This is a genomic window from Streptomyces endocoffeicus (assembly GCF_016741935.1).
GTDB lineage: Bacteria > Actinomycetota > Actinomycetes > Streptomycetales > Streptomycetaceae > Streptomyces > Streptomyces endocoffeicus.
In genome coordinates, this window is record NZ_JAERRG010000001.1 from 318,988 (window position 1) to 340,431 (window position 21,444).

The 21,444-nt window shown below is 70.5% G+C and carries 20 protein-coding genes and 1 pseudogene; 8 read left to right on the forward strand and 13 right to left on the reverse strand.

The genetic code is table 11. The annotated features are described in order from the left end of the window. Positions 1 to 57: 57 nt before the first annotated feature. Positions 58 to 816, reverse strand: coding sequence for a helix-turn-helix transcriptional regulator (locus JK364_RS01450; RefSeq protein WP_201846663.1), 759 nt, complete (start codon positions 814 to 816; stop codon positions 58 to 60). 215 nt (positions 817 to 1,031) lie between these two features. Between JK364_RS01450 and folE the strand changes: the two genes are divergently transcribed. Then, the gene (gene folE / locus JK364_RS01455) at positions 1,032 to 1,688 is read left to right on the forward strand and encodes a GTP cyclohydrolase I FolE (protein ID WP_201846665.1); all 657 of its coding nucleotides are present in this window, start codon (positions 1,032 to 1,034) and stop codon (positions 1,686 to 1,688) included. A 98-nt stretch (positions 1,689 to 1,786) separates the two neighbouring features. On the opposite strand, the gene JK364_RS01460 is transcribed toward folE, so the two are convergent. Then, positions 1,787 to 2,287: a carboxymuconolactone decarboxylase family protein gene (locus tag JK364_RS01460; RefSeq protein WP_201846666.1), complete on the reverse strand. Its 501-nt coding sequence runs from the start codon at positions 2,285 to 2,287 to the stop codon at positions 1,787 to 1,789. A 118-nt stretch (positions 2,288 to 2,405) separates the two neighbouring features. Between JK364_RS01460 and JK364_RS01465 the strand changes: the two genes are divergently transcribed. Both JK364_RS01465 and JK364_RS01470 read left to right on the forward strand, forming a co-directional pair. Further along, a complete protein-coding gene (locus JK364_RS01465) occupies positions 2,406 to 3,389 on the forward strand; it encodes a pirin family protein (RefSeq protein WP_372461899.1) in 984 nt (327 codons plus the stop codon). A gap of 403 nt (positions 3,390 to 3,792) precedes the next feature. Beyond that, a pseudogene (locus JK364_RS01470) lies at positions 3,793 to 4,083 on the forward strand (TerB family tellurite resistance protein); the annotation flags it as partial. A gap of 165 nt (positions 4,084 to 4,248) precedes the next feature. On the opposite strand, the gene JK364_RS01475 reads toward JK364_RS01470, so the two are convergent. From JK364_RS01475 to JK364_RS01490, 4 genes are all read right to left on the reverse strand, one after another. Further along, positions 4,249 to 5,172 carry an ion transporter gene (locus JK364_RS01475; RefSeq protein WP_201846669.1) on the reverse strand — a complete coding sequence of 308 codons (924 nt, stop codon included), beginning with the start codon at positions 5,170 to 5,172 and terminating at the stop codon, positions 4,249 to 4,251. Between the two features lie 65 nt (positions 5,173 to 5,237). Then, the gene (locus JK364_RS01480; protein ID WP_201846670.1) at positions 5,238 to 5,933 is read right to left on the reverse strand and encodes an AAA family ATPase; all 696 of its coding nucleotides are present in this window, start codon (positions 5,931 to 5,933) and stop codon (positions 5,238 to 5,240) included. A gap of 508 nt (positions 5,934 to 6,441) precedes the next feature. Continuing rightward, on the reverse strand, positions 6,442 to 7,371 hold the full coding sequence (locus JK364_RS01485; RefSeq protein ID WP_201846671.1) for a M56 family metallopeptidase: 930 nt from the start codon (positions 7,369 to 7,371) through the stop codon (positions 6,442 to 6,444). An 8-nt stretch (positions 7,372 to 7,379) separates the two neighbouring features. Then, complete coding sequence (locus JK364_RS01490; RefSeq protein ID WP_307841124.1) at positions 7,380 to 7,763, reverse strand: BlaI/MecI/CopY family transcriptional regulator; 384 nt, start codon at positions 7,761 to 7,763, stop codon at positions 7,380 to 7,382. Between the two features lie 163 nt (positions 7,764 to 7,926). Between JK364_RS01490 and JK364_RS01495 the strand changes: the two genes are divergently transcribed. Both JK364_RS01495 and JK364_RS01500 read left to right on the forward strand, forming a co-directional pair. Continuing rightward, positions 7,927 to 8,166 carry a twin-arginine translocase TatA/TatE family subunit gene (locus JK364_RS01495; protein WP_201846673.1) on the forward strand — a complete coding sequence of 80 codons (240 nt, stop codon included), beginning with the start codon at positions 7,927 to 7,929 and terminating at the stop codon, positions 8,164 to 8,166. 622 nt (positions 8,167 to 8,788) lie between these two features. Next, positions 8,789 to 9,772, forward strand: coding sequence for a glycoside hydrolase family 16 protein (locus JK364_RS01500; protein WP_201846674.1), 984 nt, complete (start codon positions 8,789 to 8,791; stop codon positions 9,770 to 9,772). A 212-nt stretch (positions 9,773 to 9,984) separates the two neighbouring features. Here the strand turns inward: JK364_RS01500 and JK364_RS01505 are convergent, their stop codons facing one another. Continuing rightward, positions 9,985 to 10,464, reverse strand: a complete 480-nt coding sequence (locus JK364_RS01505; RefSeq protein WP_201846675.1) for a MarR family winged helix-turn-helix transcriptional regulator — start codon at positions 10,462 to 10,464, stop codon at positions 9,985 to 9,987. Positions 10,465 to 10,499: 35 nt separating this feature from the next. Continuing rightward, complete coding sequence (locus JK364_RS01510) at positions 10,500 to 11,414, reverse strand: NADP-dependent oxidoreductase (RefSeq protein WP_201846677.1); 915 nt, start codon at positions 11,412 to 11,414, stop codon at positions 10,500 to 10,502. 161 nt (positions 11,415 to 11,575) lie between these two features. On the opposite strand from JK364_RS01510, the gene JK364_RS54965 reads away from it, so the two are divergent. Beyond that, positions 11,576 to 11,953 (forward strand): hypothetical protein, encoded by a 378-nt coding sequence (locus JK364_RS54965; RefSeq protein ID WP_230991258.1) that lies wholly within the window; start codon positions 11,576 to 11,578, stop codon positions 11,951 to 11,953. A 207-nt stretch (positions 11,954 to 12,160) separates the two neighbouring features. Here the strand turns inward: JK364_RS54965 and JK364_RS01520 are convergent, their stop codons facing one another. After that, positions 12,161 to 13,540 carry a PHB depolymerase family esterase gene (locus JK364_RS01520; protein WP_201846679.1) on the reverse strand — a complete coding sequence of 460 codons (1,380 nt, stop codon included), beginning with the start codon at positions 13,538 to 13,540 and terminating at the stop codon, positions 12,161 to 12,163. Positions 13,541 to 13,971: 431 nt separating this feature from the next. On the opposite strand from JK364_RS01520, the gene JK364_RS01525 reads away from it, so the two are divergent. After that, on the forward strand, positions 13,972 to 14,754 hold the full coding sequence (locus tag JK364_RS01525) for an IclR family transcriptional regulator (protein ID WP_201846681.1): 783 nt from the start codon (positions 13,972 to 13,974) through the stop codon (positions 14,752 to 14,754). Between the two features lie 112 nt (positions 14,755 to 14,866). Here JK364_RS01525 and JK364_RS01530 read toward each other — a convergent pair whose 3' ends face one another. Next, on the reverse strand, positions 14,867 to 15,790 hold the full coding sequence (locus JK364_RS01530; protein WP_307841125.1) for an alpha/beta hydrolase family protein: 924 nt from the start codon (positions 15,788 to 15,790) through the stop codon (positions 14,867 to 14,869). Between the two features lie 396 nt (positions 15,791 to 16,186). Here JK364_RS01530 and JK364_RS01535 point away from each other — a divergent pair, with 396 nt between their 5' ends. Further along, positions 16,187 to 18,121 (forward strand): NAD-binding protein, encoded by a 1,935-nt coding sequence (locus JK364_RS01535; protein ID WP_201848815.1) that lies wholly within the window; start codon positions 16,187 to 16,189, stop codon positions 18,119 to 18,121. Positions 18,122 to 18,160: 39 nt separating this feature from the next. Here JK364_RS01535 and JK364_RS01540 read toward each other — a convergent pair whose 3' ends face one another. The 3 genes from JK364_RS01540 to JK364_RS01550 form a co-directional block, all read right to left on the reverse strand. Next, complete coding sequence (locus tag JK364_RS01540) at positions 18,161 to 18,673, reverse strand: copper chaperone PCu(A)C (RefSeq protein WP_201846685.1); 513 nt, start codon at positions 18,671 to 18,673, stop codon at positions 18,161 to 18,163. Between the two features lie 70 nt (positions 18,674 to 18,743). Then, positions 18,744 to 21,071 carry a heavy metal translocating P-type ATPase gene (locus tag JK364_RS01545; RefSeq protein ID WP_201846687.1) on the reverse strand — a complete coding sequence of 776 codons (2,328 nt, stop codon included), beginning with the start codon at positions 21,069 to 21,071 and terminating at the stop codon, positions 18,744 to 18,746. Further along, entirely contained in the window at positions 21,071 to 21,328 is a 258-nt protein-coding gene (locus JK364_RS01550; protein ID WP_201846689.1) for a hypothetical protein, read from the reverse strand. The genes JK364_RS01545 and JK364_RS01550 overlap by 1 nt, the downstream gene beginning before the upstream one ends. Positions 21,329 to 21,444 lie beyond the last annotated feature (116 nt).

Consider the following 21,444-nt stretch of genomic DNA (forward strand, 5'->3'; position numbering starts at 1 on the left):
GCCTCTCCGAGGGATCACCCTGCCGGTAAACCGGCCGCCGCCCGCTGGCCCCGCTGATCATCGACGGGCCAGTGGGCCGCCCCCGTCATCACGTTCGGTGTCGCCCGGGCCCAGCCGCACACAGCATTCCCCGGGCTCGGGAGCCAGCACGGCCCGGACCCCGTTGACCTCAAGGCCGTTGACGTAACCGGCGAGGAAGGCATGGTTCATGCCGCACACCAAGTCGGGGGCCTTCGCGGTCAGCGGGTGGAACGGGCAGTTGCGCAGCCGGAGCTCAGTGGGGGCCGCCCGGACGGGTTCGTAGCCGTACTCATCCAGCAGCCGCTCACAGACGGTCAGCCCGCGCTCGGGGCCCAGGCGGCCCGGGCGGGTCTCGTCCCGCGCGGCCTCGCCCATCCGCCGACCGCGCCGCTCGGCGGCCCGCACCGCCGCTTGCGCGGCGTTTTCGTCGGCCCCCTCGGTGAGGACGGCATCCAGGAGAAGGTCCGCCAAGAGTTCATGGCGCCGCTCGGGGATGCTGACGGTGATCTGGGCGTCGGAGGGTTCGTACACCTTCGGCCGTCTGCCGACCTTCCGGATCCCGCCGGGCGTTTCATAGCGGGCGCGCAGCAGGCCGGCGTCGACGAGCTTGTCGAGGTGGAAGGCGGCCAGCTTGCGGGAGATGCCGACGCTCGCCGCGGCCTCGTCACGGGTGACCGCGCGGCCGGCCCGCCGGATGAAGACGAACATGCGCCGCCGCGAGTCCTCGCTCAGGACGCTGACGGAGCCGATGGCGGTATTGACCGCGTCGGCCGGCGGAGTCGAGTCAGAAGCCACCAGAGCACGATAACTCCCACTCACATAGGCACAAGCGCCCTTTTGGCCCTCTGCACTGCATGGCTTGACGCGCCACCCCAATAAGACCAAGATTCATTGGCGAAACTCATTTGGGAGGCAGGGTGTCCGGCTGCCTTCGACATGCTCATCTCGGGAGTTCCCCATGGACAACGTCCTCGTCCTGCCCACGGCCCTGGGCATCGGTGGCAGCTGACATGACCGAGCTCGCGCCCCGCGCCACCGCCCGAATACACCCGCACGACCAGGAGGAGCCGGCACCCGCGGGCCGCGCCCTGCGGGTGGTCCACGAGTCCGGCGATATCGACCTGGCCGCCGCGGAAGCCGCGGCCGGCCAGTTCCTCACCGCCCTGGGCATCTCCACCTCGTCGGAGAGCCTGCGCGGCACACCGGGCCGGATGGCCCGCGCGTATGCCGAACTGTTCAGCCCGCGCCCCTTCGACCTGACCACCTTCCCCAACGACGAGGGCTACGACGAACTCGTCCTGGCCCGCCGTATCCCCGTCCGGTCGGTGTGTGAACACCATCTGCTGCCGTTCGTCGGCACCGCCCACGTCGGCTACCTGCCCGGCGGCCGCATCCTGGGCCTGTCGAAGCTGGCCCGGGTCGTCGAGCACTTCGCCTGCCGCCCGCAGGTCCAGGAACGCCTGACCAAGCAGGTCGCCGACTGGCTTCAGACCCATCTGGAACCCAAGGGCGTCGGCGTGGTGATCGAGGCCGAGCACTCCTGTATGACCCTGCGCGGCGTCCAGGCCACCGGATCGAGCACCATGACCTCCACCCTGCTCGGGCTGCTGCGTTCCGATGCCCGCTCGCGCGCCGAATTCCTCGCCCTGACCGGTGCGGCCTCGTGACCGGCAGCGCGTTTCCCACGGGCATGGAGGTCACCGCACAGGCCAGTCCGTCAGGCCGGGACGGATGCTCTTCGCCCCGGAGCTGAGGCCGGGTTCCTTCATGGCCTGGAGGGCACCGTTCGCACCTCCCGCACCGGATGCTTGCTCATGATCGATACCCGGTTGAACGCGTTGATGGTGATCGCCACCCAGATCACCGCGGAGATCTGGTCATCGGCGAGTACCTCCCGGGCAGCCGCGTAGGCGGATTCCTGTGCGTTGGCGTCGGCCGGGTCGGTCACCACCTCGGCCAGCGCGAGGGCCGCGCGCTCCGGAGGGGTGAACACTTCGGTGTCCCGCCAGGCGGCCAGCACCCCCAGCCGCTGCGCCGACTCGCCCCCGCGCAGGGCCGCCCTGGTGTGGGTGTCGAGGCAGTAGGCGCAGCCGTTCATCTGCGACACGCGGAGGTTGACCAGCTCCACGAGGGTGCGGTCGAGTCCCGCGTCGGCCGCGACCGCGCGGACCGCTTCCGACGTCTGCGTCAGCGCGTGGAATGCCTTGGGGCTCTGCTTGTCGATGAAGATCCGCCGGGGCGCGGGTCCCGTTGTGTGGCTGCTCAATCCGGGCCTCCTTCGGGACCGCTCACGGCCCCGTTCGTCCGTACTCGTGATGGGCTTCGCCCTGTACTCATGGCATGATAGTTGAATCTGGAACTAGGTTGCGTGGGAGGTGGTCTCGGTGAGCAACGTGGAAGCCGACGAGCATGCGGAGGCGAGCGGCGGGGCGCCGGTACGCGGCGGGCGGCCGACCGAGCCGCCACCGGTCGAGGTGCTCCCCGCGCGGGAAGTGCCCCTGGGCGGGCCGCGGGCGATGTCCGTGCGGCGGACGCTGCCCCAGCGGGCTCGGACGCTGATCGGAGCCTGGTGCTTCGCCGACCACTACGGTCCGGACGACGTCACGGCGACCGGCGGCATGGACGTTCCCCCGCATCCGCACACCGGTCTGCAGACGGTGAGCTGGCTGTTCAGCGGGGAGATCGAACACCGCGACAGCCTCGGCAGTCACGCCTTCGTCCGGCCCGGTGAGCTGAACCTCATGACAGGCGGGTACGGCATCAGTCACTCGGAGGTCTCCACCGCGGACACCACCGTCCTCCACGGCGTCCAGCTATGGGTGGCGCTGCCCGAGGCGCACCGGAACACCGGGCGGGACTTCCAGCACTACGCACCCGAACCCGTGCGGGTCGACGGAGCCGAGATCAGGGTCTTCCTGGGCTCGCTCGCCGGAGACCTCTCCCCGGTGCGGACCTTCACCCCGCTGCTCGGCGCCCAGATCACCCTTGAACCGCGAGCGGCGATCACCCTCGCCGTGGACGCCGGTTTCGAGCACGGCCTTCTCGTGGACAGCGGGGAGGTCCATATGGCCGATACCCTGCTGCGCCCGGCCGACCTGGGCTACGTCCACCCCGGCGTCGAGGCGCTGACGCTGGTGAACGAGTCGGACGCTCCGGCGCGGACGATCCTGCTCGGCGGACTTCCGTTCGAGGAGGAGATCGTCATGTGGTGGAACTTCATCGGGCGGTCCCACGACGACATCGCCCAGGCTCGCACGGACTGGGAAGCGGGCACTCGCTTCGGTGAGGTGCACGGCTACGACGGCAGCCCACTCCCCGCCCCCGAACTCCCCTCGACGCCCCTCAAACCCCGCAGACGCACCCGCTGACCTGGGCTTTCACCGAAGGCGAGCCATCGCTAACCGCTCGATCATTACGCTCCCGGCCCAGCGACCGTACGACGCGTGCAGGCCCTCTTTCGTCCCTTCACGGGACCGGTGATGAGTCTCAGGTTCGGCTGTCTGTGACAGTCCCTGGCAGACCTTATGCTGACCCAGTGCTGACTTCCTGACTGCCTGTCAGAGCGACTGGCCTGTGGGGGGTTATATGGACCCTGCCGATCTTGACCTGGCCGGGGTCGCGCTGCGGTCAGCGATAGCCGCGGGGGGCGTCATGACGGTGCGCCCGAATGGACTGGAATGACGCTCCCGGCCCCAAGTCAACGTACGGACATTACGAAAAGCCCAGCGCGGCCAAGCTGCCGCGTCGCGGGCCCTTCGACATCCCCGCAGCGTGGCCCAGCTGATCGCCGCCAACGAGGTGCTGCAGAACTTCCCCGCCGACGACCTGCACCGTCGTTTCCACGACTACCTGGACAAGCTCGCCGTCGACTTCGCCTTCGGCAAGGTCGGCGTCCTCCAGGAAGTCGCCAAGGCGAAGAAGAAGCCCGCCGAGGCGCGGGCCGTCATCCAGATCGGCATCATCATCGGCGGCGCGGACGGCGACTTCGCCAAGACTGAACAGGCCGTCGTCCGCGAAGCCTGCTTCACCCTGGATCTGCCGCCCGACGAATTCGACCTGTAGGTCGGCGGACTGCCCTGTGGAGCGGGCGGAGCGTGTCCACCACCCCGGGCATGCTCCGCCCGGTCGGGCCGACCCACGGCGGACCGGCGGTCGTCCGCGCCGCCACGAAGCAAGTCGGCCCCGTCTCCGGCGCGCAAGGAAAGACCGACGGCCCTCTCCCCTGCCCTACCCACCGGGTACGCCGGTCGCCTGGCGTTCCCTCTGCTCCTCCGCCGTCCCGCAGCCACACCTCCCGTCGGCCGCGTCGAGAGCGGTTTCGAGCTCGTCAAGGGCCCGGCGGGCAGTCTTGATGCGGTCGCGCAGCACGTCCTCGCCGGGGCCGGCGGGCTCGGAGGGCGAAGGCCGGTGTTCCATGGCGGTCTCCATCTGGCGTGCCTCCTCAAGGGAGTTGATGACGACGCCGATGAGCAGATTGACCAGGACGAAAGAGCCGAAGAGCACGAACGAGCCGAAGTAGACGATGGTCCAGCGGGAGATCTCCAGCCCGGCGCGTACCGCGTCTCCCAGTCCGTCCAGGGTGATGAGGAGGAAGAGCGTCAGGACGGCTCGGCCGATCGAACCGTAGTGCTCCGGATCGTCGTCGGCGAAGAACACCCAGCCGACCATGGCGTAGACGTACAGCAGCAGGGTGCCCACCAGGACGAAGCTCAGCATGCCCGGAAGGCTCTTGCCGATGGCCGAGATCACGATCCGCACCTGCGGCAGGAACCGCGCGGCACGCAGCACCCGGGCCAGCCTCAGCAGCCGCAGCACGGTCGCGTTCTCGCGCGCGACGGGAAGGAACGCGAGCACCACGACGGCGATGTCGAAAAGGTTCCAGGGGTCGCGGACGAAGTCCCGGGGCCGGTCGGCGTGAGCCGCGGCCCGTAACAGGATCTCGGCGGTGAAGACCGTCAGGAATACGTGTTCCAGCATCTTCAGCTCGGTGTACCAGCGGTCCACCGCACCGCTGTACGTCTCGACTCCGAGAACGGCGGCATTGGCCATGATGACGGCGAAGACCGCCATGCCGAACCAGTCCGAGTCGACGACACGGCGGGAGCTCTCCGCGAGAGCGTGCACCTTCGGTGCGACGGTCCGGTCCGCCATCTCACTGTCCTCAACTCTGCGTTGCAATAACTCGATGTGGATCGCAAGTCAGACAAGCGCCACACCTATGACCACCGGTCGAACCTCGCCGCTTCCACGTGTGGTCGCGATACCTGGTCGAGCAGAACAATCGAAGCCGCCTCCGCCATCGAGGCGGGGACCGGACCCACTAAGGCATCTGGGCACGCCGCGTCGGGTGCGGGCAATGCGGTCAGCAGGCGGTCGAGGCCCCGCCGATGCCGGGCGAAGACGCGTGGCGGAGCCCACCTGCCCCGCGCCCTTTGCCCCGCCAACGCCTCGTCCGCCCCCACGTCCAGGAGCACCACGTGCAGCTCACGCCGTTGCCGGCCGGCGGACCGGGCCAACCACCGGCGCAGCCAGGGCCGGCTGCCGCAGTCGTGCACCAGCAGCGGCGACATACGGCGCAGCTGCCGCCGCAGCCATTGGAAGTGTCTGAGCCGAGCCCAGGGCCGGTAGCTGCCGTACGGCAGCCAATCGGGCATAACCGCCTCGCATGCGAGGTGGACCGTCCTCGGATCGATGGTGGGCGCGGCCCTTGACCAGCGCTCCATCAAGGTGCTCTTCCCGCTTCCGGGCAGACCGGAGACGACCACCACCGCGCCGGCCGGGTAGGCCAGGACGACGGGAGCGTCGGTGTGCCCACGCAGATCGACCACGCCCTGCGGCCGAAGGCATCGGCCCGGCCGCTGATTTGGTCGTGCCGACGTGCCCGCCGCGCCCACCTTGTCGATCGTGCTCACGGTTGTTGCCTCTAATCCCGCGGTCAGCGGCCAACACCGCCACCATCACATCAACGGCCGCATGCACATACACGTGGCGCGGTAGTCCTTGGTGATCCCCTCCAGATCCGACGCGCGGCGGCAGCGGTGAAGGCCCAGCGTGAATCTACAGCACCGTAGAAAGACAAGGAGGCGGCGAGCGATCATTTGAAGCCACCGGCCTGCGCCGAGTCGCCTCCGGACCGCGGCAGCCTGGTCCTTCGCTCGTCGCCGCGAGGCGACCATGCCCGGCGAGGACCTTCAGGTCTTTCTCAAGGCGGTGGCCGGCGGAACCCGTCAACAGCTCTTTTCGCACTCCGCCGGAGGGGAGGACCTGACGGTCGGGGAGGTCGCCGAGCGGGCCGGGCCTGTCGACAACCTCCGAGCACCTCGCGGTCCTCCGGCGCCCCGGCGCCTGCCCCAGTCCACGCGCGCCGGCAAGCTGGTCCGCTAGGCGGCGGCAATCTCCTTGTGGTGGCGAGCGTCCCCACTACACCGAGGTGGTCGCATGCAGAATCGCGACCAGCGTGACCGCCGAGTTCGCCGAGGACAGCGCCGAGGCCGTGGTACCCACCGCGGCCCCCCAGGCGGCCAGACCCACCGTCGTGAAAACTGGGGGCCAGATACGCCCGGCGGGGGCCGGGCCCAGTAGAGCGGCCACCCGACGCGGCACCGGTCCCATGGCAGCGAAACCCGCCAGCGTGGCGACCGGCGCACCGCCCGACATCAGCGCGGACCTGCCGACCGCAAGTGCCACGGTGCGCCGGCTGCCGATCGCCTGCGCCGCCTCCTCGTCCGCCCACCGCTCGGCCGTGTAGACGACCGCGGTCCGCAGCGGGCGCAGGAACGGGTTGGCCCGCGCCGCGAGCTGGACGGTGAGCAGAAACCGATGGTGCCGGTGGGCCAGATGCGCGCGCTCGTGAGCGAACAACGCCCGACGCTCGGCCGAGCCCAGCCCGGCGAGCATCCCGGTACTCACCACGACCCGGCCTCTCGTACCCGGCAGTGCGTAGGCATACGGCGACTCATCGGGCAGCACCGCCACCGGCGTGGCGGGCAGGCCCGCAAGGGCACGCTCAGCGCGGCGCCGCACTCGCTGGTGGCGCCATAAAACTCGTGCGCACGCGGCGAGCACGGCGATCAGAGCCGGGATGGCGGCCTTGCCCGTCACCTCGTCGGACGGGACGGCCTCGCGCACCTCCGGATCCGACCAGCCGTCAGGCAGCGGGTTGCCGGGCAACTGCGCGGTGCCGACCACCATCAACAGCGCCAGACACAGTGTGCTGCACACCGCGAACACCCCGGCGACCGCCGACAGCAGCCAGGTCGCCGCACGCGGGTGCAGGTGCTGCTCAGCCAGACGGGCGATCGGCCACGCCGTTAGGGGCAGCACGAGCGGGAGGAAGACGAAGACTCCCATGAGTTCCCTTACTCCTCCGCTTCCCCGGCCCGCTCCAACAGACCCCGCAGCATCCGCTCATCCTGCGGCGGCAGGCCGGTCACGAAGCTGGCCAGCACCGCCTCGCGGTCGCTCTCCCCGTCGAGCACCCGCCGCATCCTCAGCGCCGCCAGGCCCGCTTCGTCGGCCGTCGCCGTCCAGACGAACGTCCGGCCCTCCTTCTCCCGAGTCACCGCGCCCTTGGCCAGCAACCGCGTGAGAATGGTGATCACAGTGGTGTGGGCGAGAGTGCCGCCAAGTCGCTCACGGACCCACCCCGTGCTCACCGGCTCCGGTGCCTCGCGAAGAGCCGCCAGGACCTGCACCTCCAGCTCGCCCTGACCTCGACGTCGGCCATGCTCCCGGTCTTTCACACCCCGCCTCCTTCCAGTCGCATGCCGCCCGCCCCGGACAGGAGCTTCATCGTAGCCAGCGGCCCATGGCCCCCTGGTCCGCGCTTCTACATTTATGTAGATTGATCTCGTCATTCGAGGGGCATTCTCAGCGCCCGCAACCTACCGGAGGAGACACTCACCGATGTTGGGCCTCAGCGAGCTCGCCCTTCTCCTCATCGTCGTCATCGTCCTGATCGGCGCCAAGAAGCTCCCAGACCTCACCCGCTCCGCGGGCAAAGCGGCCCGCATCTTCAAGAGCGAAGCCAGAGCCATGAAGGCCGACGACTCCCCGGCTGACGGCACGAGCGCTCCGCGCGTCATCAAGGCCACTCCGGACGACGTCACGCGCAAAGCCCCGGGAGCAGAAAGCGGTCAGGGCTGACCCCTCACCCGCCCTCCCTCGTGCGTTGGCCCGACGTTCCGACATCAAGGTCGCTGGGCAGGTAGGTGCCGGCCATAGTGCCGTCGTATCCAGTGTCGCGGGCAACGGCGTCGAGACTGGGGTACCTCTGGCCAGGTTCGCCGATCATGGCGTTTCGAAGTCGGCGCGGGTGAGTTAGAGAGCTGCTTTCCTGGATGTCCTCAAACCCCGCGGACGCACACGCTGAACCGAGCCTTCACCGGAGGCGGGCCCGCCGTGATGGCCGGCGCGGCGGCCGCCCCCGATGACGGCATGGCACGCCGTCAAGAGTTGGCGAGCGAGAGCACCGGCGCTCCGGACATGCCTCCAACTCTGAAGTGGGGCGATCGATACTTCCGCAGCGATGCGGTCAAGCCGAGCGCCTTCATTCAACTAGTGAATTCAGCACGGCCCTTGACCGACAAGGGCCGGGTCCAAGACAGTCGTTCCGTGTGAGCGCTCTCTCGACCTCATCGGCGCTCGCTCTGCCCACTGTGCCCGAGTTCCCGTAGCCCGATCTCCCATCGCCCCCACGCCAGGAGCGGGCTACGGGGGCTCGCACATCCCGTCACTGCGATTACTTCAAACGAAAGCAGCCCCCCACATGTTCAGGATCAGGATCACTTCCTCAGATACGACGGCGGACGCCAAACCCCGCCGCCGACGACGACGCGTTCTGGCCTTCGTGGCCGCCCTGTCGCTTCCGGTGACCGGACTGCTGGCTCTCACGGTGTCCTCCAACACCGCCGCCGCGGGCGAGCCCGCGGCCAAGGCCGAGTGGACCACCGTCTTCCAGGACGACTTCAACGGCGCGGCGGGCACCGGCCTGAACAAGAACGACTGGCTGTACGACATCGGCACCGGCTACCCGGGTGGCGCCGCGAACTGGGGCACCGGCGAGATCGAGTCGGTCACGGACTCGACCGACAACGTCTACCACGACGGTGACGGGCACATGGTGATCAAGCCGATCCGCGACGGTTCCGGTAAGTGGACCTCCGGCCGTGTGGAGACCCAGCGCACCGACTTCGAGGCGCCCGCCGGTGGACAGTTGGAGATCAGCGCTTCCCTCAAGCAGCCCAACCCGGAGAAGGCCCTCGGAATTTGGCCCGCCTTCTGGGCCATGGGCGCCGACGCCCGCCCGGTCGGGGCCACCAACTGGCCGAGCATCGGTGAGCTGGACATCATGGAGGCCGTCAACGGGCTGAGCAAGCACTCGAACACCTTCCACTGCGGTGAGTGGGCCGGCGAGTGCCACGACCCGGACGGGATCACCAGCGATCTGCTGCCGTGCGAAGGCTGTCAGACCGACTACCACACGTACTCCGTGATCGTGGATCGCACCGACACCTCCGCCGAACAGCTGCGCTTCTACCGCGACGGCAAGGAAACCTTCACGGTGAAGCAGAACCAGGTGTCCGCCGAGACCTGGAAGAAGGCGGTGGACCACGGGTTCTTCGCCATCTTCAATGTCGCGGTCGGCGGCTCTTACCCGAACAAGGTCTGCGGCTGCACCTCACCGGCGGCGGACACCACCTCGGGTGAGGGAATGAGCGTGGACTGGTTCTCCGTCAAGGTGAGCAAATGACTTCCGCTCCCGGCGGATACGAGTACCGGTCTTACCTGCGCTCGACAGGCTGACACCGCCAGTACGGCGGCCTCGGCGACGTTGACCGCCGCGTTGATGTCCCGGTCGAGGACGGCTCCGCGGGCCCCGCATTCCCACACTCGGATGTGCAGGGTGCAGGGTGCAGGGGCTTGGGGCCGTCCTTGGTGAGTGGGCCGCCTGGGGGTGCCTGATTACCTGACGGGTACCTGTTGGCCGGCGTCCCTGAGCGACTTCTCGATGGTGTGCGCACACGTGGTGAACATCTCGACCTGGTCAGGGGGCAGATCGCGCACGGAAATCTGCTCCAGGGTGCGCCACATGTCGGCGATGGGCTCCTCCAGGGCTCGGCCGGTATCGGTGAGGCTGACCACCATGACCCGCCGGTCGTGGGGAGCGGGCTCCCGGGTGAGCAGTCCGGCCTCTTGCATGCGGCGCAGTGACTTGGAGACGGTGGAGTGGTCGAGGCCGACACGCTCCAGCAGTTCTGCCTGTGTCTGGCCGTCGTGGTCGAAGAGCTGCATCAGCAGCAGTTCCTGTCCCGGGTGCAGGTTCAGGGCGCGCAGCATGGCGGCGGCATGGGCGCGGTGGGCGCGGGCGAGCTGGAAGATGGCGTAGCTCAATCGCCCGTCGCGCGCCGCGTTCGGCAGCTCCGATGAGGTGGTGTCGGACATTGCTGCTCCCTCATTACAAGAGTGGGGTTGATCGGTCAGTTGATGGTGAGGACGAGCTTGCCGCGGTTGTGGCCGGCATCGCTGGCCTGCTGCGCCTTGGCGGCTTCTGCCAGCGGGTAGGTGGCGCTGAGCGTGGTCACCAGTGTGCCGTCGGCGGCCTGCTGGGCCAGTTCGGCCAGCCGCGCGGCGGAGCGTCGCTGCGGGCCCTCGGCGAAGACGATGCCGAGTTCGCGGGCGCGGAAGTCGGCGGTGGTGACGATCCGGTCGGTGCCGCCACGCAGGATGATGGAGTCCTCCAGTGCGCCCTTGCCCGCGGCGTCGAAGACGGCGTCCACCCCTTCGGGGGCGAGCTCGCGGACCCGCTGGACCAGGTTGTCCCCGTAGACCAGCGCGGTCGCGCCGAGCGAGGTGACGTACTCCTGGTTGGCGGCTCCGGCAGTGCCGATAACGCGGGCGCCGCGTGCGACGGCGAGCTGGACGGCGATGGTGCCGAGCGCGCCGGACGCTCCATGGATCAGCAGCGTCTCACCCGAGGTGACGTCGAGCAGGTCCAGCACGCGTTCGGCACCGTCGCTCGCCACGGGCAGGGCGGCGGCGTGTGCCCAGTCCAGGCCGGCCGGCTTGGGCGCGAGGACGGCCGCGGGTGCCAGGGCGTACTGGGCGTAGGAGCCGGTGTCGGACCAGCCCAGGACCTCGTCCCCCACCTTCAGGTGGTCGACGTCCTCGCCGACGGCGTCGACCACACCGGCGATTTCCCCGCCCGGCACGGCGGGCAGCGTGGTGGGGAAGATGGCTTCCATGACACCGGAGCGGATCTTGCCGTCCACCGGGTTGACGCCGACAGCCTGTACACGCACCCGGACCTGGCCGGGGCCGGGCTGAGGAATGTCGATCTCCGCCTCGTGCAGGACCTCGGTGCCGCCGAACGCGTCGAAAACAATGGCCTTCATGGCTGTGGTCTCCTCGAGTCGCATGCTGTGCCGACCACTTTCCGTGGCCAGCCACATAAAAGTAGCATCGATTATGTGGCTAGCCAAGTAATCGCCTCGGGAGATCCCGAAGGCAACCCACCTGTCGGCAAAGGAATGCGACCACCACAGCGGGAAGCGGCATGGCCAACCTGACGCACAAGCGGGTATCGACCGACCAGCAGCCGACCGACCGCCAGAACCTCGTCCTGGACGAGGCCGGGATCGAGGGCCCGGTCGTCTTCGAGGAGCAGGCCGGCATCTCCAACCGCCTCCACGGCGCGGATGACTTCTTCGGTGGCGACGGTGGCGACGGCGCGGGCGCCGGCCGACGCGTCCACGAGCACGGGGGCAGCCGCGGCGCCATCCGCACGGCCGTTTCGAGCTGGAGCCCGCCGAGCGGGCCGCACTCGGTGATCGGCAGCTTGGACAGGTCCCCGGTCTTCGGGAACGCCTCGCCTGCGGCGCGGGCGGTTTCACACCCAGTACATCGAGCAGCAGAACCGGCCCGTCTGAGCTGAGGTCGACAGTGCGGACCGTGCGCAGCGCGGGTCAGAGCGCCTCTCAGAATCGCTTCACCACCGGGCTGAAGCCCAGTGCACTGCGATCGGACCCGGTAGCGGAGCGCCCGGTCCCACCAGCGCGGTGGGGCCGGGCGCATCCGGGCTCAAGCCCTGGCCTTTCGTGGCCACCCAGGGCAGCGTGGCAGCAAGGCGCGGCCGGTACGGCTAACGGGACTGGTCGAAGAGCCAGTCGATGACGACGTCGTTCTCGTATGTCTGGGCCCATGCGAAGTGCGGGCTCACCGGCGTCGTTCCGGGCTGGTAGCTCGTGAACAGCACATGGCTGCCGGCCCGGCGGGCCCGGTTCAGCAGGGCCTTGGAGCGGGCTTCGAACTCCGCTTTCGGCAGGTCGTTGGCCCACTCCCCGCGGGTGACCTGCGCACCGGCGCTCTCCAACGCGTTCATCAGCGTCCAGGTGCCGGGCTTTCCGAACCGTCCCTCGCGGTAGGGGACCACCGGGTCGTCAATGGAGTGATCGGCCCAGATCGGGATGTGCGTGATCCGGTCCATGGTGGACGGGTCGCCCCAGCCGGCGGTGGCCAGGGCCGCGGCGAAGGTGTGGGGACGCCTCGGGAGCAGGTTGAAGATGCCTCGCGCGCCCGATGACAGGCCGACGAGATAGAGCCGATCCGCGTCGACGGGGCGCTGCGTTGTGAAGGCGTCGATGAGTTCGACCAGCGCCGCGCGGACCTTGGGGTCGGTCCAGTCGGTTCCGTCGGGTCCGTCCATGGGGCGGGGCAGCGGGATCTGGGGGGCGAGCACGAACGCCGGGTGCCGGCGCTGGCGTTCCGGCTTGGCGAAGGTGACGGCGACACGATTGGCGGTGAGCTGGGTCATGTTGTTGTCGGCGACCTCGCCGCCGCCGTGCAGGGTGACGACGAGCGGATACCGGGTGGCCGCCCCCGGACTCCGCGCGGACCCTTCCGGCTGGTACAGCCGGAAGGCCAGCTCGAATCCCGTGGAGTCGGTGAACGATCCCGCCGTGAAGTCGTCGACCACCGGGGTGATGACGTCGTCGTTCCGGACCGCCAGCGGACCGGCCGCGAGCACCAGGTCACCACCGGGGGTCCGCACATCGGCCAGCTGCCTGACGGTGTAGGCGCGATGGAGCGGAAGAGGGTCGGTGCCGGAGGCCCGTGCGTTGGCGTCGTCCGGGTCGAGTTCGATGACGAGGTATCTGCCCGGCCGTCCGGCGTTGCGGAGGTCGTCCGTCCTGGCCACGGTGTTCGGGTAGACCCGGGTGACCGTTCGGGCCGCGCTCTGCCCACCGAGGTCGGCGGTGACCTGGAACGCGGAGGGCGGGATGACGCCGCCGCGTAAGTCGATGGGGGCCGCGTAGCGGATGGCGACGGCGGTCACCCGCCAGTTGTTCCTGGGCGTCACCTGTGTGACGAGCGCGGTCCGCAGAACGGGATTGGCTCCGGACGCCGCGGGCCGGTGTGGCGCGGGGGCATCGGCCGCCGCGGTGGCCGCGTTGCTGACCGTCGAGGCGGTGACGGTCCCCGCGGCGATGGTGAGCGCCGTACGTCTGGTGATGTCGCGCACAGGTCCTCCGTAAGGTGTCGGGCGGCCCGAAGGGGGGCCGGATGTCGAGCCGTTCGCCTGGTGCGGTGAACCGAGGAAGAGCCGTAGGGCGTGGTGAGCGCCGACGCGTGGCGGGGCAGATGGTGAAGGCAGGTGGCGGGGCGTCGCCGTATCAGGGTGAGTCTCCAAGCCGTGTCCGAACGGCGTCCAGCGTCCGGACCGGGATCTGTCGATGCGTCATCCGCATCAATCCGGCCGTCCGCTCGTGCTCCCCGGGCAGGGGAAGGGCAACACCGCGGTGTGCACGACTGTCTTATGCGCAAACGACAGCTTCATATCCGGGGGCGAGGGGTGGCCCTGCCTCCACGCACATCTGAAGCTTTGTTGTATGCATGTCAATGCATGACCCCCTTTGTGCGGCACACGGCCCTATCCGCCGAAAGGATCCCCAGATGCGTTCAGCGCCGCCTCCACCTCCGCCCAGCGGCGCGCCCGCCGAGAAGGCACCGGCCCCCCGCTCGGTGACCGGCCGGGTTCTCAGCGTGCTGGACGCGTTCGCCGGAGAACGCCGTCGGCTGACCCTCTCGGACATCAGCCGGCGCACCGGGATGCCACTGGCCACTACGCACCGGCTTGTCGGCGAGCTGTTGTCCTGGGGTGCGCTCGAACGGCACCGGAACGGCCGCTACGAGATCGGCCTGCACTTATGGGCGGTCGCGGCCATGGCCCCGCGTTGGCTGGAGCTGAGAGACGTGGCGATGCCCTTCCTCGTGAGCCTGTACCGGGAGACCGGGCGGCAGCAGGTTCGGCTGACGGTGCTGGACGGCATGGAGACGGTGCTCGTCGAGCGGATCGGCGCCCCGGACACCGGCGGAGCGGGCGAACCGGTCGGCGGCCGGCGCCCGGCGCACACCACCGGTGACGGCCTGGTGCTCCTCGCGTACGCGGGGGCCACTGTCCAGGAACGCTATCTGGTCCACCATGCCCCGGCGACCGGCCTGCGTCGCGTGCTCGCCGAGGTGGAGGGGACGGGCTTCGCGATGAAGGGCCGGTGGCCCGGCCCCGGGGACACGAAGTCGGCCGCGGCCCCCGTGCGGGACGCGACGGGCGAGGTCGTCGCCGCCGTGTCCGTCGTTCCGGGGGCCGCCGCCGGACAGAGCGCGCTCGCGCCCGCCGTCATGGCCACCGGCCGGACCATCTCCCGGGCACTGTTCCGTCGGCAGAACGGCGCGTGAGCCGACGCCTCCGCGGGGCGCGGTTACGGACGGAGCGAGCAGCACGGGCTCGTGAGGAGGGCTCCCGCGGCGGACCGCGGGAGCCCTGCCCAGTGCTCCTACGAGGATCCGCTCAGAACGCGCAGGTGTCCTGCCAGCGCGTGACCAGGGAGGGGTTGTTCTTGTCCGCCTCCCGCGCGGCACCGCACAGGAACGGGCTGAAGCGGGTGTCGCCGTACAGCCAGCGGCTGAAGAACGACACGATCCACTTGCCCTGTTTGGCCTTGTTCCCGTAGCCGGTCATCGGGCAGAGATGGTCGCCGGGAACCTCGACGAAGAGCTTCTCGGCCTGGGACATGGAGTTGTACCAGGGCAGAGCGTAGGTGTTGGCGTGGGCGACGGGGTCGCTCTGACAGGTCATGAAGAAGGTGGGGTCGGTGACTCCGGAGAAGTTCTGGTTCGGGTAGTACGGGGCCAGGGGTACGCCCGCCTTGAAGCGGGAGTCGTCCCGGAGGGCCGCCATGACACCGCCGCCGCCCATCGAGTGACCGGCCGCACCGAGCGTGCCGTTCACCTTTCCGTAGATCGGGTTGCCGGCGGTGGAGCTGAACGAGATCAGCTGGGTGCCGGCGGCGCTGATCTGGCGGCCGCGCGACGCGGGATCGTCGCCCAGCGTGGAGGTGCCGACGTTGATGACGACGAAGCCCCAGGAAGCGAGGCGGGGCGCGAGCCACTGCAGGTTCTGCTGGGTGCCTTGGTAGCCCGGCATCAGCACGACGCCGGGGTACGAGCCACCGGCCGTCGGGTAGGTGATCGTGCCGGACCCGTACCCGCTCGGATTGGGAACGGTGTAAGTGGCGGTGGCCAGCGGCCCGTTCGTGGCCTCGAGTGAAGCGGTGGTCGGATTCGGGATCGCCGCGAGGACGGCAGCGCTCTCGGCGGACGGTCCGGTCGCGGGCCTGCTCTGGGACTGCCGCGCGGCGGCCGCGGTCGGTGTGACCGAGACGGCGAACAGCGCGGAGGCGAGGGTGGTCGCCAGCACGAACAGCACGGCCACGACACGGGACCGGGACCGTAACGGCGATGTCCTGCTGGACGGACGACGGGTTGGACGCATCGATGGACCTCCAGGATGCGGCGCGGGTGCGCGCTGCGGAAGCGCAGCGCGACCGCACCGTAAGGTGCGCCGGCGACACCCGGAAGCCGGCTTTCTGCCCAGCGGAAGGAAAAACGGTGCTCTTCGGGCCCTTTGAGCCTTGGCCTTGTCCTGAGGTCAAGCTCCACGGTGCCGGTACGGACTGGTCGTCACCGCCGTGACGGTGACACTGTGCCTCGGATACCTGTGGCCGCGGTACTTCGCCCTGAGGTGACCGCCGGCACCCACTGACCGAACGGGGGCTTCGACGTCGTGTTCTCCTCATCCGCCGCACCACCCCGGCCGACCGCACCGCACATGGTCGTCTGCGGTGACGACGCGCTCGCACACCGCCTGGCCGCGGAACTCCACCACGTCTACCGGGCACGGGTGACGCTCATCATCCCGGGCGGTGTCTCCCTGGCGGAACCCACGGGGCGGGGGATGGCGGGAGGCCGTGCCGCCGCGCTTTTCGGCCGGTTGAGCACGGCCGTCGGACGGGGCCCGCTGCCGACGTCCCCGGACGACGCCGCCCCGTACCGGGGAGTGGAGGTCATGGAACCCCCGGCGCTGGACGACGAGGTGCTGGCCCAGGCGGGGATCGAGCATGCGACGGCGCTGGCCCTGGTCCATGACGACGACGAGGCCAACATCCACGCCGCGCTCCGCGCTCGCCGCCTCAACCCCCGGCTGCGCCTGGTCATCCGGCTCTACAACCGCAAACTCGGCCAGCACCTGGAGGAGCTACTCGACCAGGCGGCGTGGGTCGCCGCCCCCGGTATGGACCCGGCCGAGCTGGACGCGGCCACCACCGTGCTGTCGGACGCCGACACCGTCGCCCCCGCGCTCGCGGCCACCGCCGTCGCGGGCACCAGCAAGGTGGTGCAGGCCGACGGGCTGCTGCTGCGCGCGGCCGAGCGTCTTCCGTCCGGCTCCGACGAGGTCGCCGATCCGGGGCTGTGCACCCTCGCCCTGCTCTCGTCCACCACCAGCGACCCGGCCGGCAGCGAGGGCTCCGAGGGCAGCGGGGACGAAGGGCCCAGACTGCTGCCAGGAGACGAGGAGGTCGCCGCCGCCACCGGGCGCGGCACGGTGGTGCTGGAGGCCGTCTCCGCCACCGGCGGCCCGCTGCCGTCTCGTCGGCTCGGCAGCCGCAGACTGCCGCTCGCCTCACTCTTCTCCCGCCGACTGCGCTGGTCCGTCGCCGGCATGGCAACCGCCGTGCTCGGGCTCGCCATCGCCTCCTGGTACTTCACCGGGGCCGGTCTCCTCCACGGGGCCTACCTCACGGTGCTGGACGTCCTGGCCATCGACGACCCGGCGCTCGACGAGCCGACCGGACGCAAGATCCTCCAACTCCTCTCCGGGCTGACCGGACTGCTCCTGCTGCCCGTCCTGGTGGCCGCCGCGCTCGAAGCGCTGGGCACCTTCCGCACCGCGTCCGCGCTGCGCCGGCCTCCGCGCGGCCTCTCCGGCCACGTCGTGCTGCTCGGGCTCGGCAAGGTCGGCACCCGGGTCCTGGCCAGACTCCGGGAGATGGACATCCCCCTGGTGTGCGTGGAAGAGGATCCCGGGGCTCGCGGCATCCCGCTGGCCCGCAGGCTGGGGGTACCGACCGTCATCGGCGATGTCACCCAGGAGGGCGTCCTGGAGGCCGCCAAGATCCAACGCGCACACGCCCTGCTCGCCCTGACCAGCGTCGACACCACCAACCTGGAGGCGACACTGTACGCCCGCTCGGTGAAACCCCGGCTGCGGGTGGCCCTGCGCCTGTACGACGACCAGTTCGCCACCGCCGTCTACCGCACCCTGCGCGCCGCGCATCCACAGGCGCTGACCCGCAGCCGCAGCGTCTCCAGCCTGGCGGCGCCCGCCTTCGCCGGGGCGATGATGGGCCGCCAGGTCCTGGGCGCCATACCGGTCGAGCGGCGGGTGCTGATCTTCGCCGCACTGCACGTCGCCGGACATCCGCAACTGGAGGGACGTACCGTCGCCGAAGCGTTCGCACCGGGCGCCTGGCGGGTGATCGCGCTGGATACGGCCGAACCCGAGGACCGGCAACGCGACCTCGCGGCGGCACCCCGCTACGACGGAGCCGCCCGGCAGCCCGCCCTGGTGTGGGAACCGCGCCCCGATTACGTCCTGCGGTCACAGGACCGCGTGGTGCTGGCCGTCACCCGCCAGGGCCTGGGTGAACTTCTCGCCGGTCAGGCTCCCGCCGACATTCGCGGACCGCGGGGAGCCGACCGATGAACCAGGCGGGAGTCGTCGCCCGCGTTCGAGCAGGCTCACTCAGCCCTCGCCGGGCCGCACGACGACGGCGTTGGCCTCAACACGTCCGCCGCGTTCGAAACGGAGGGTGAAGGGCACCAGGTCTCCGGCCCGCCAGCGGGCCGTGGCCGGGACGGTCACATCACTGGTGAACGGTGACATGTCGAGCGTGCCACCCGCCGGAACCGGCAGGGACTCCGCGGCCTGCGGGTAGGCCGATCCACGCCCGGTCATCCGGTGACGGCTGAGCGAGATCCTCCCGGTGACCGCGGAGGACGTCACCTCGACCAACCGGTCCCGCACACCGCCGGTGTTGCTGATCCGGAAGAACGCGGCGGTCCGAGGCACTCCCGGGGCGGGAAGGAAGAGCCGTGCGTCGGTGACGTCGATACGCGGGGGACTGCCCGCGTTGCCCGAGGCGGTCCACACGGCGAGACCACCCAGCGCCAGGACACAGGCGCAGGCCGGAGCGGCCGCGACCCGCAGGGAGTCCGTGAGGCGACGGTGGCTGGGCGTCCAGGAGGGATTCGTCATCGGGCGGGTCTCCACCTCGGTATCGGGCAACGGTCGCGGGCAGGCGGTCCACAAGCGGCGAACAGGGGCATCACAGTGGCGTCCGGGCGGCGGGCCGGGCAGGGCGTCCGCCGGTCGGCCCGCCCGTCGGCCCGCCCGTCGGCCCGCCCGTCGGTCTGCCGGTCGGTGACGGCTGCCAGACCCGCAGTCGCAGGCTGTTGCCGACCACGAGCAGCGAGCTGGCCGACATCGCGGCCGCGGCCAGCATGGGGTTGAGCAGGCCGACCATGGCCAGCGGCACGGTCACGACGTTGTAGCCGAACGCCCACAGCAGATTGGACCGGATCGTGCCCAGGGCACTACGGGCGAGGCTGACCGCGTCCGCCAGGGTCTCGATGTCACCGCGTACCAGGGTCACGTCGGCCGCCCCGATCGCCACGTCCGTGCCCGTGCCCATGGCGATGCCGAGGTCGGCGCCGGCCAGGGCGGCCGCGTCGTTGACACCGTCGCCGACGACGGCGACCCGGCAGCCCCGCTCCCGCAGCTCGCGGACGAGGGCGGCCTTGTCCTCCGGGGTACAACGGGCGTGCACCTCCTCGATGCGGAGGTCGGCGGCGACGGCGCGGGCGGGCGCCTCCCGGTCACCGGTGGCGAGCACGGGTCGCACCCCCAGGCGGCGGAGCCGGTCCACGGCCCGGTAGCTTCCCGGTCGCAGGACGTCCCCGATCTCGATCAGCGCCTCGGTCTCGCCGTCGACGCGGACCATGACCGGTGTGCGGGCGGCGGTCTCGCTGACCCGCAGCGCCCGGGCCAGGGCGGGAGGCAACTCCTCGTCCGGGGCCAGGACCTCGATCAGCCGACCCGCCACCCGCCCGCGGACGCCCCTCCCCGGCAGCGCGAGGAAGTCGGCCACGGCCGGAAGCGGCTCCCCGGGAACGGTTCGCCGGGCGTACGCGGTGATGGCGCGCCCCAGCGGATGTTCCGAGCCCTGTTCGACCGCGCCCGCCAGCCGGACCACCCGCTCCTCGCCGAGTCCGCCCGGCACGGCCGTGACCCGGGCGACGCTCATATGCCCGGAGGTGAGAGTGCCGGTCTTGTCGAGCACCACGGCATCGAGGTGCCGCAGTCCCTCCAGCGCCCGTGCCCCGCTGACCAGGACACCGAGTTGGGCGCCCTGGCCGGTCGCCGCCATGAGCGCGGTGGGGGTCGCCAGGCCCAGCGCACAGGGGCACGCCACGACCAGGACGGCCACGCACGCGGTGATCGCCGCCTGCGGCTCGGCGCCGGCCCCGAGCCAGAATCCGAGCACCGTGACGGCCAGGGCGAGCACGACGGGGACGAAGACCCCCGCGACCTGGTCGGCGAGCCGCTGCGCCCGTGCCTTGCCCGCCTGGGCCTCGGTCACCAGCCGGGTGATACGGGACAGTTGGGTGTCGGCTCCCACCGCGGTGGCCTGTACGAGAATCAGCCCTCCGGCGTTGACGGCACCGCCGATCACCGGTGCGCCGGGGCCGACCTCCACCGGTTCGCTCTCCCCGGTCACCAGGGAGAGATCGACGGCCGAGCCGCCCTCCACGACCGTGCCGTCGGTGGCCAGGCGCTCCCCGGGCCGGACGGCGAAGACCTGACCGACCCTCAGTTCTTCGATCGGGATCAGGCGCTCGCCGTCGCCATCGCGTACCGAGACCTCCTTGGCGGCCAGCCGGGCCAGTGAGCGCAGTGCCGCGCCGGTTCCCCGCCGGGCCCGTGCTTCCAGGCAGCGGCCCGCCAGGACGAACAGCGGTACGCCGACGGCGGCCTCCAGATAGATGTGGGCGACGCCGTCCGAGGCGGTGGGCACCAGGCTGAACGGCATCCGCATGCCGGGTTCACCGGCGCCGCCGAAGAACAGCGCGTAGGAGGACCAGGCGAAGGAAGCCACGACTCCCAGCGACACCAGGGTGTCCATGGTCGCCGCCGAGTGTCGCAGTCCGCGCGCCGCCCGCAGGTGGAAGGGCCAGGCTCCCCAGACGACGACGGGCGCGGCGAGTACGAAGCACAGCCACTGCCAGCTGCGGAACTGCAGACCGGGAACCATCGACAGGACCAGCACCGGCACCGCGAGCAGGGTCGTGATCACCAGCCGGTCGCGCTCCCGCCGGGCGTCCTCCGCTTCGTCCCCGTCCTCGTGCCGTCGCTTCCTGGGCGGCTCGGGGAGCGCGGCGGAATAGCCGGCCTGCTCGACGGCCGCGATCAGCTGGTCCGGGCCGACTCCGGGCGGGTGGTTCACCCGGGCCCGGCCGGTGGCGAGGTTCACATTCGCCGTGACCCCGTCCAGTCTCGCCAGCTTCTTCTCGACGCGCCGCACACAGGCCGCACAGGTCATTCCGCCGACGGAGAGGTCGGTCACGACCGTCACAGAGGTCGATTCGGCGGCCATCAGCGCCCGCTTCCCTGGTCCGTGCCCATGCCGTCCATGTCCATGCCGCCACCGTCGTGGCCGCCTCCCGAGCCGTCCTGTGACGTGCCGGTGCCGTGCATGCCGGGGGCGACGGGCCCGACGCTCGTGCCGACGGCGTAGGAAGCGGCGAACACCACCACGAGCAGCAGGAGGAAGCCGCACAGCGCCGGCGGGGGCAATGCTCCGGACAGCGACGCGGCCGCCCGGCGGCGGGCGGGTCGGTGGTTCTGCTCCATGTGACGAAACTCCGATCGCTTCGTACGGCCTCAGCCAGTCCAGCCGCACCGGTAGAGGAGTCGGACCGGCCGGCACCCGAGTTCCGCTGCCTTGCGGTGACGCGGGTCACAACAGG

What these genes read in the sequence shown, in the direction of transcription:
- folE (WP_201846665.1), top strand. Translation starts at nt 1,032, where the DNA reads ATGACCGAGCTCGCGCCCCGCGCCACCGCCCGAATACACCCGCACGAC.
- JK364_RS01475 (WP_201846669.1), bottom strand. Translation starts at nt 5,172, where the DNA reads ATGGCGGACCGGACCGTCGCACCGAAGGTGCACGCTCTCGCGGAGAGC.
- JK364_RS01485 (WP_201846671.1), bottom strand. Translation starts at nt 7,371, where the DNA reads ATGGGAGTCTTCGTCTTCCTCCCGCTCGTGCTGCCCCTAACGGCGTGG.
- JK364_RS01495 (WP_201846673.1), top strand. Translation starts at nt 7,927, where the DNA reads ATGTTGGGCCTCAGCGAGCTCGCCCTTCTCCTCATCGTCGTCATCGTC.
- JK364_RS01500 (WP_201846674.1), top strand. Translation starts at nt 8,789, where the DNA reads ATGTTCAGGATCAGGATCACTTCCTCAGATACGACGGCGGACGCCAAA.
- JK364_RS01505 (WP_201846675.1), bottom strand. Translation starts at nt 10,464, where the DNA reads ATGTCCGACACCACCTCATCGGAGCTGCCGAACGCGGCGCGCGACGGG.
- JK364_RS01510 (WP_201846677.1), bottom strand. Translation starts at nt 11,414, where the DNA reads ATGAAGGCCATTGTTTTCGACGCGTTCGGCGGCACCGAGGTCCTGCAC.
- JK364_RS54965 (WP_230991258.1), top strand. Translation starts at nt 11,576, where the DNA reads ATGGCCAACCTGACGCACAAGCGGGTATCGACCGACCAGCAGCCGACC.
- JK364_RS01525 (WP_201846681.1), top strand. Translation starts at nt 13,972, where the DNA reads ATGCGTTCAGCGCCGCCTCCACCTCCGCCCAGCGGCGCGCCCGCCGAG.
- JK364_RS01535 (WP_201848815.1), top strand. Translation starts at nt 16,187, where the DNA reads ATGGTCGTCTGCGGTGACGACGCGCTCGCACACCGCCTGGCCGCGGAA.
- JK364_RS01540 (WP_201846685.1), bottom strand. Translation starts at nt 18,673, where the DNA reads ATGACGAATCCCTCCTGGACGCCCAGCCACCGTCGCCTCACGGACTCC.
- JK364_RS01545 (WP_201846687.1), bottom strand. Translation starts at nt 21,071, where the DNA reads ATGGCCGCCGAATCGACCTCTGTGACGGTCGTGACCGACCTCTCCGTC.
- JK364_RS01550 (WP_201846689.1), bottom strand. Translation starts at nt 21,328, where the DNA reads ATGGAGCAGAACCACCGACCCGCCCGCCGCCGGGCGGCCGCGTCGCTG.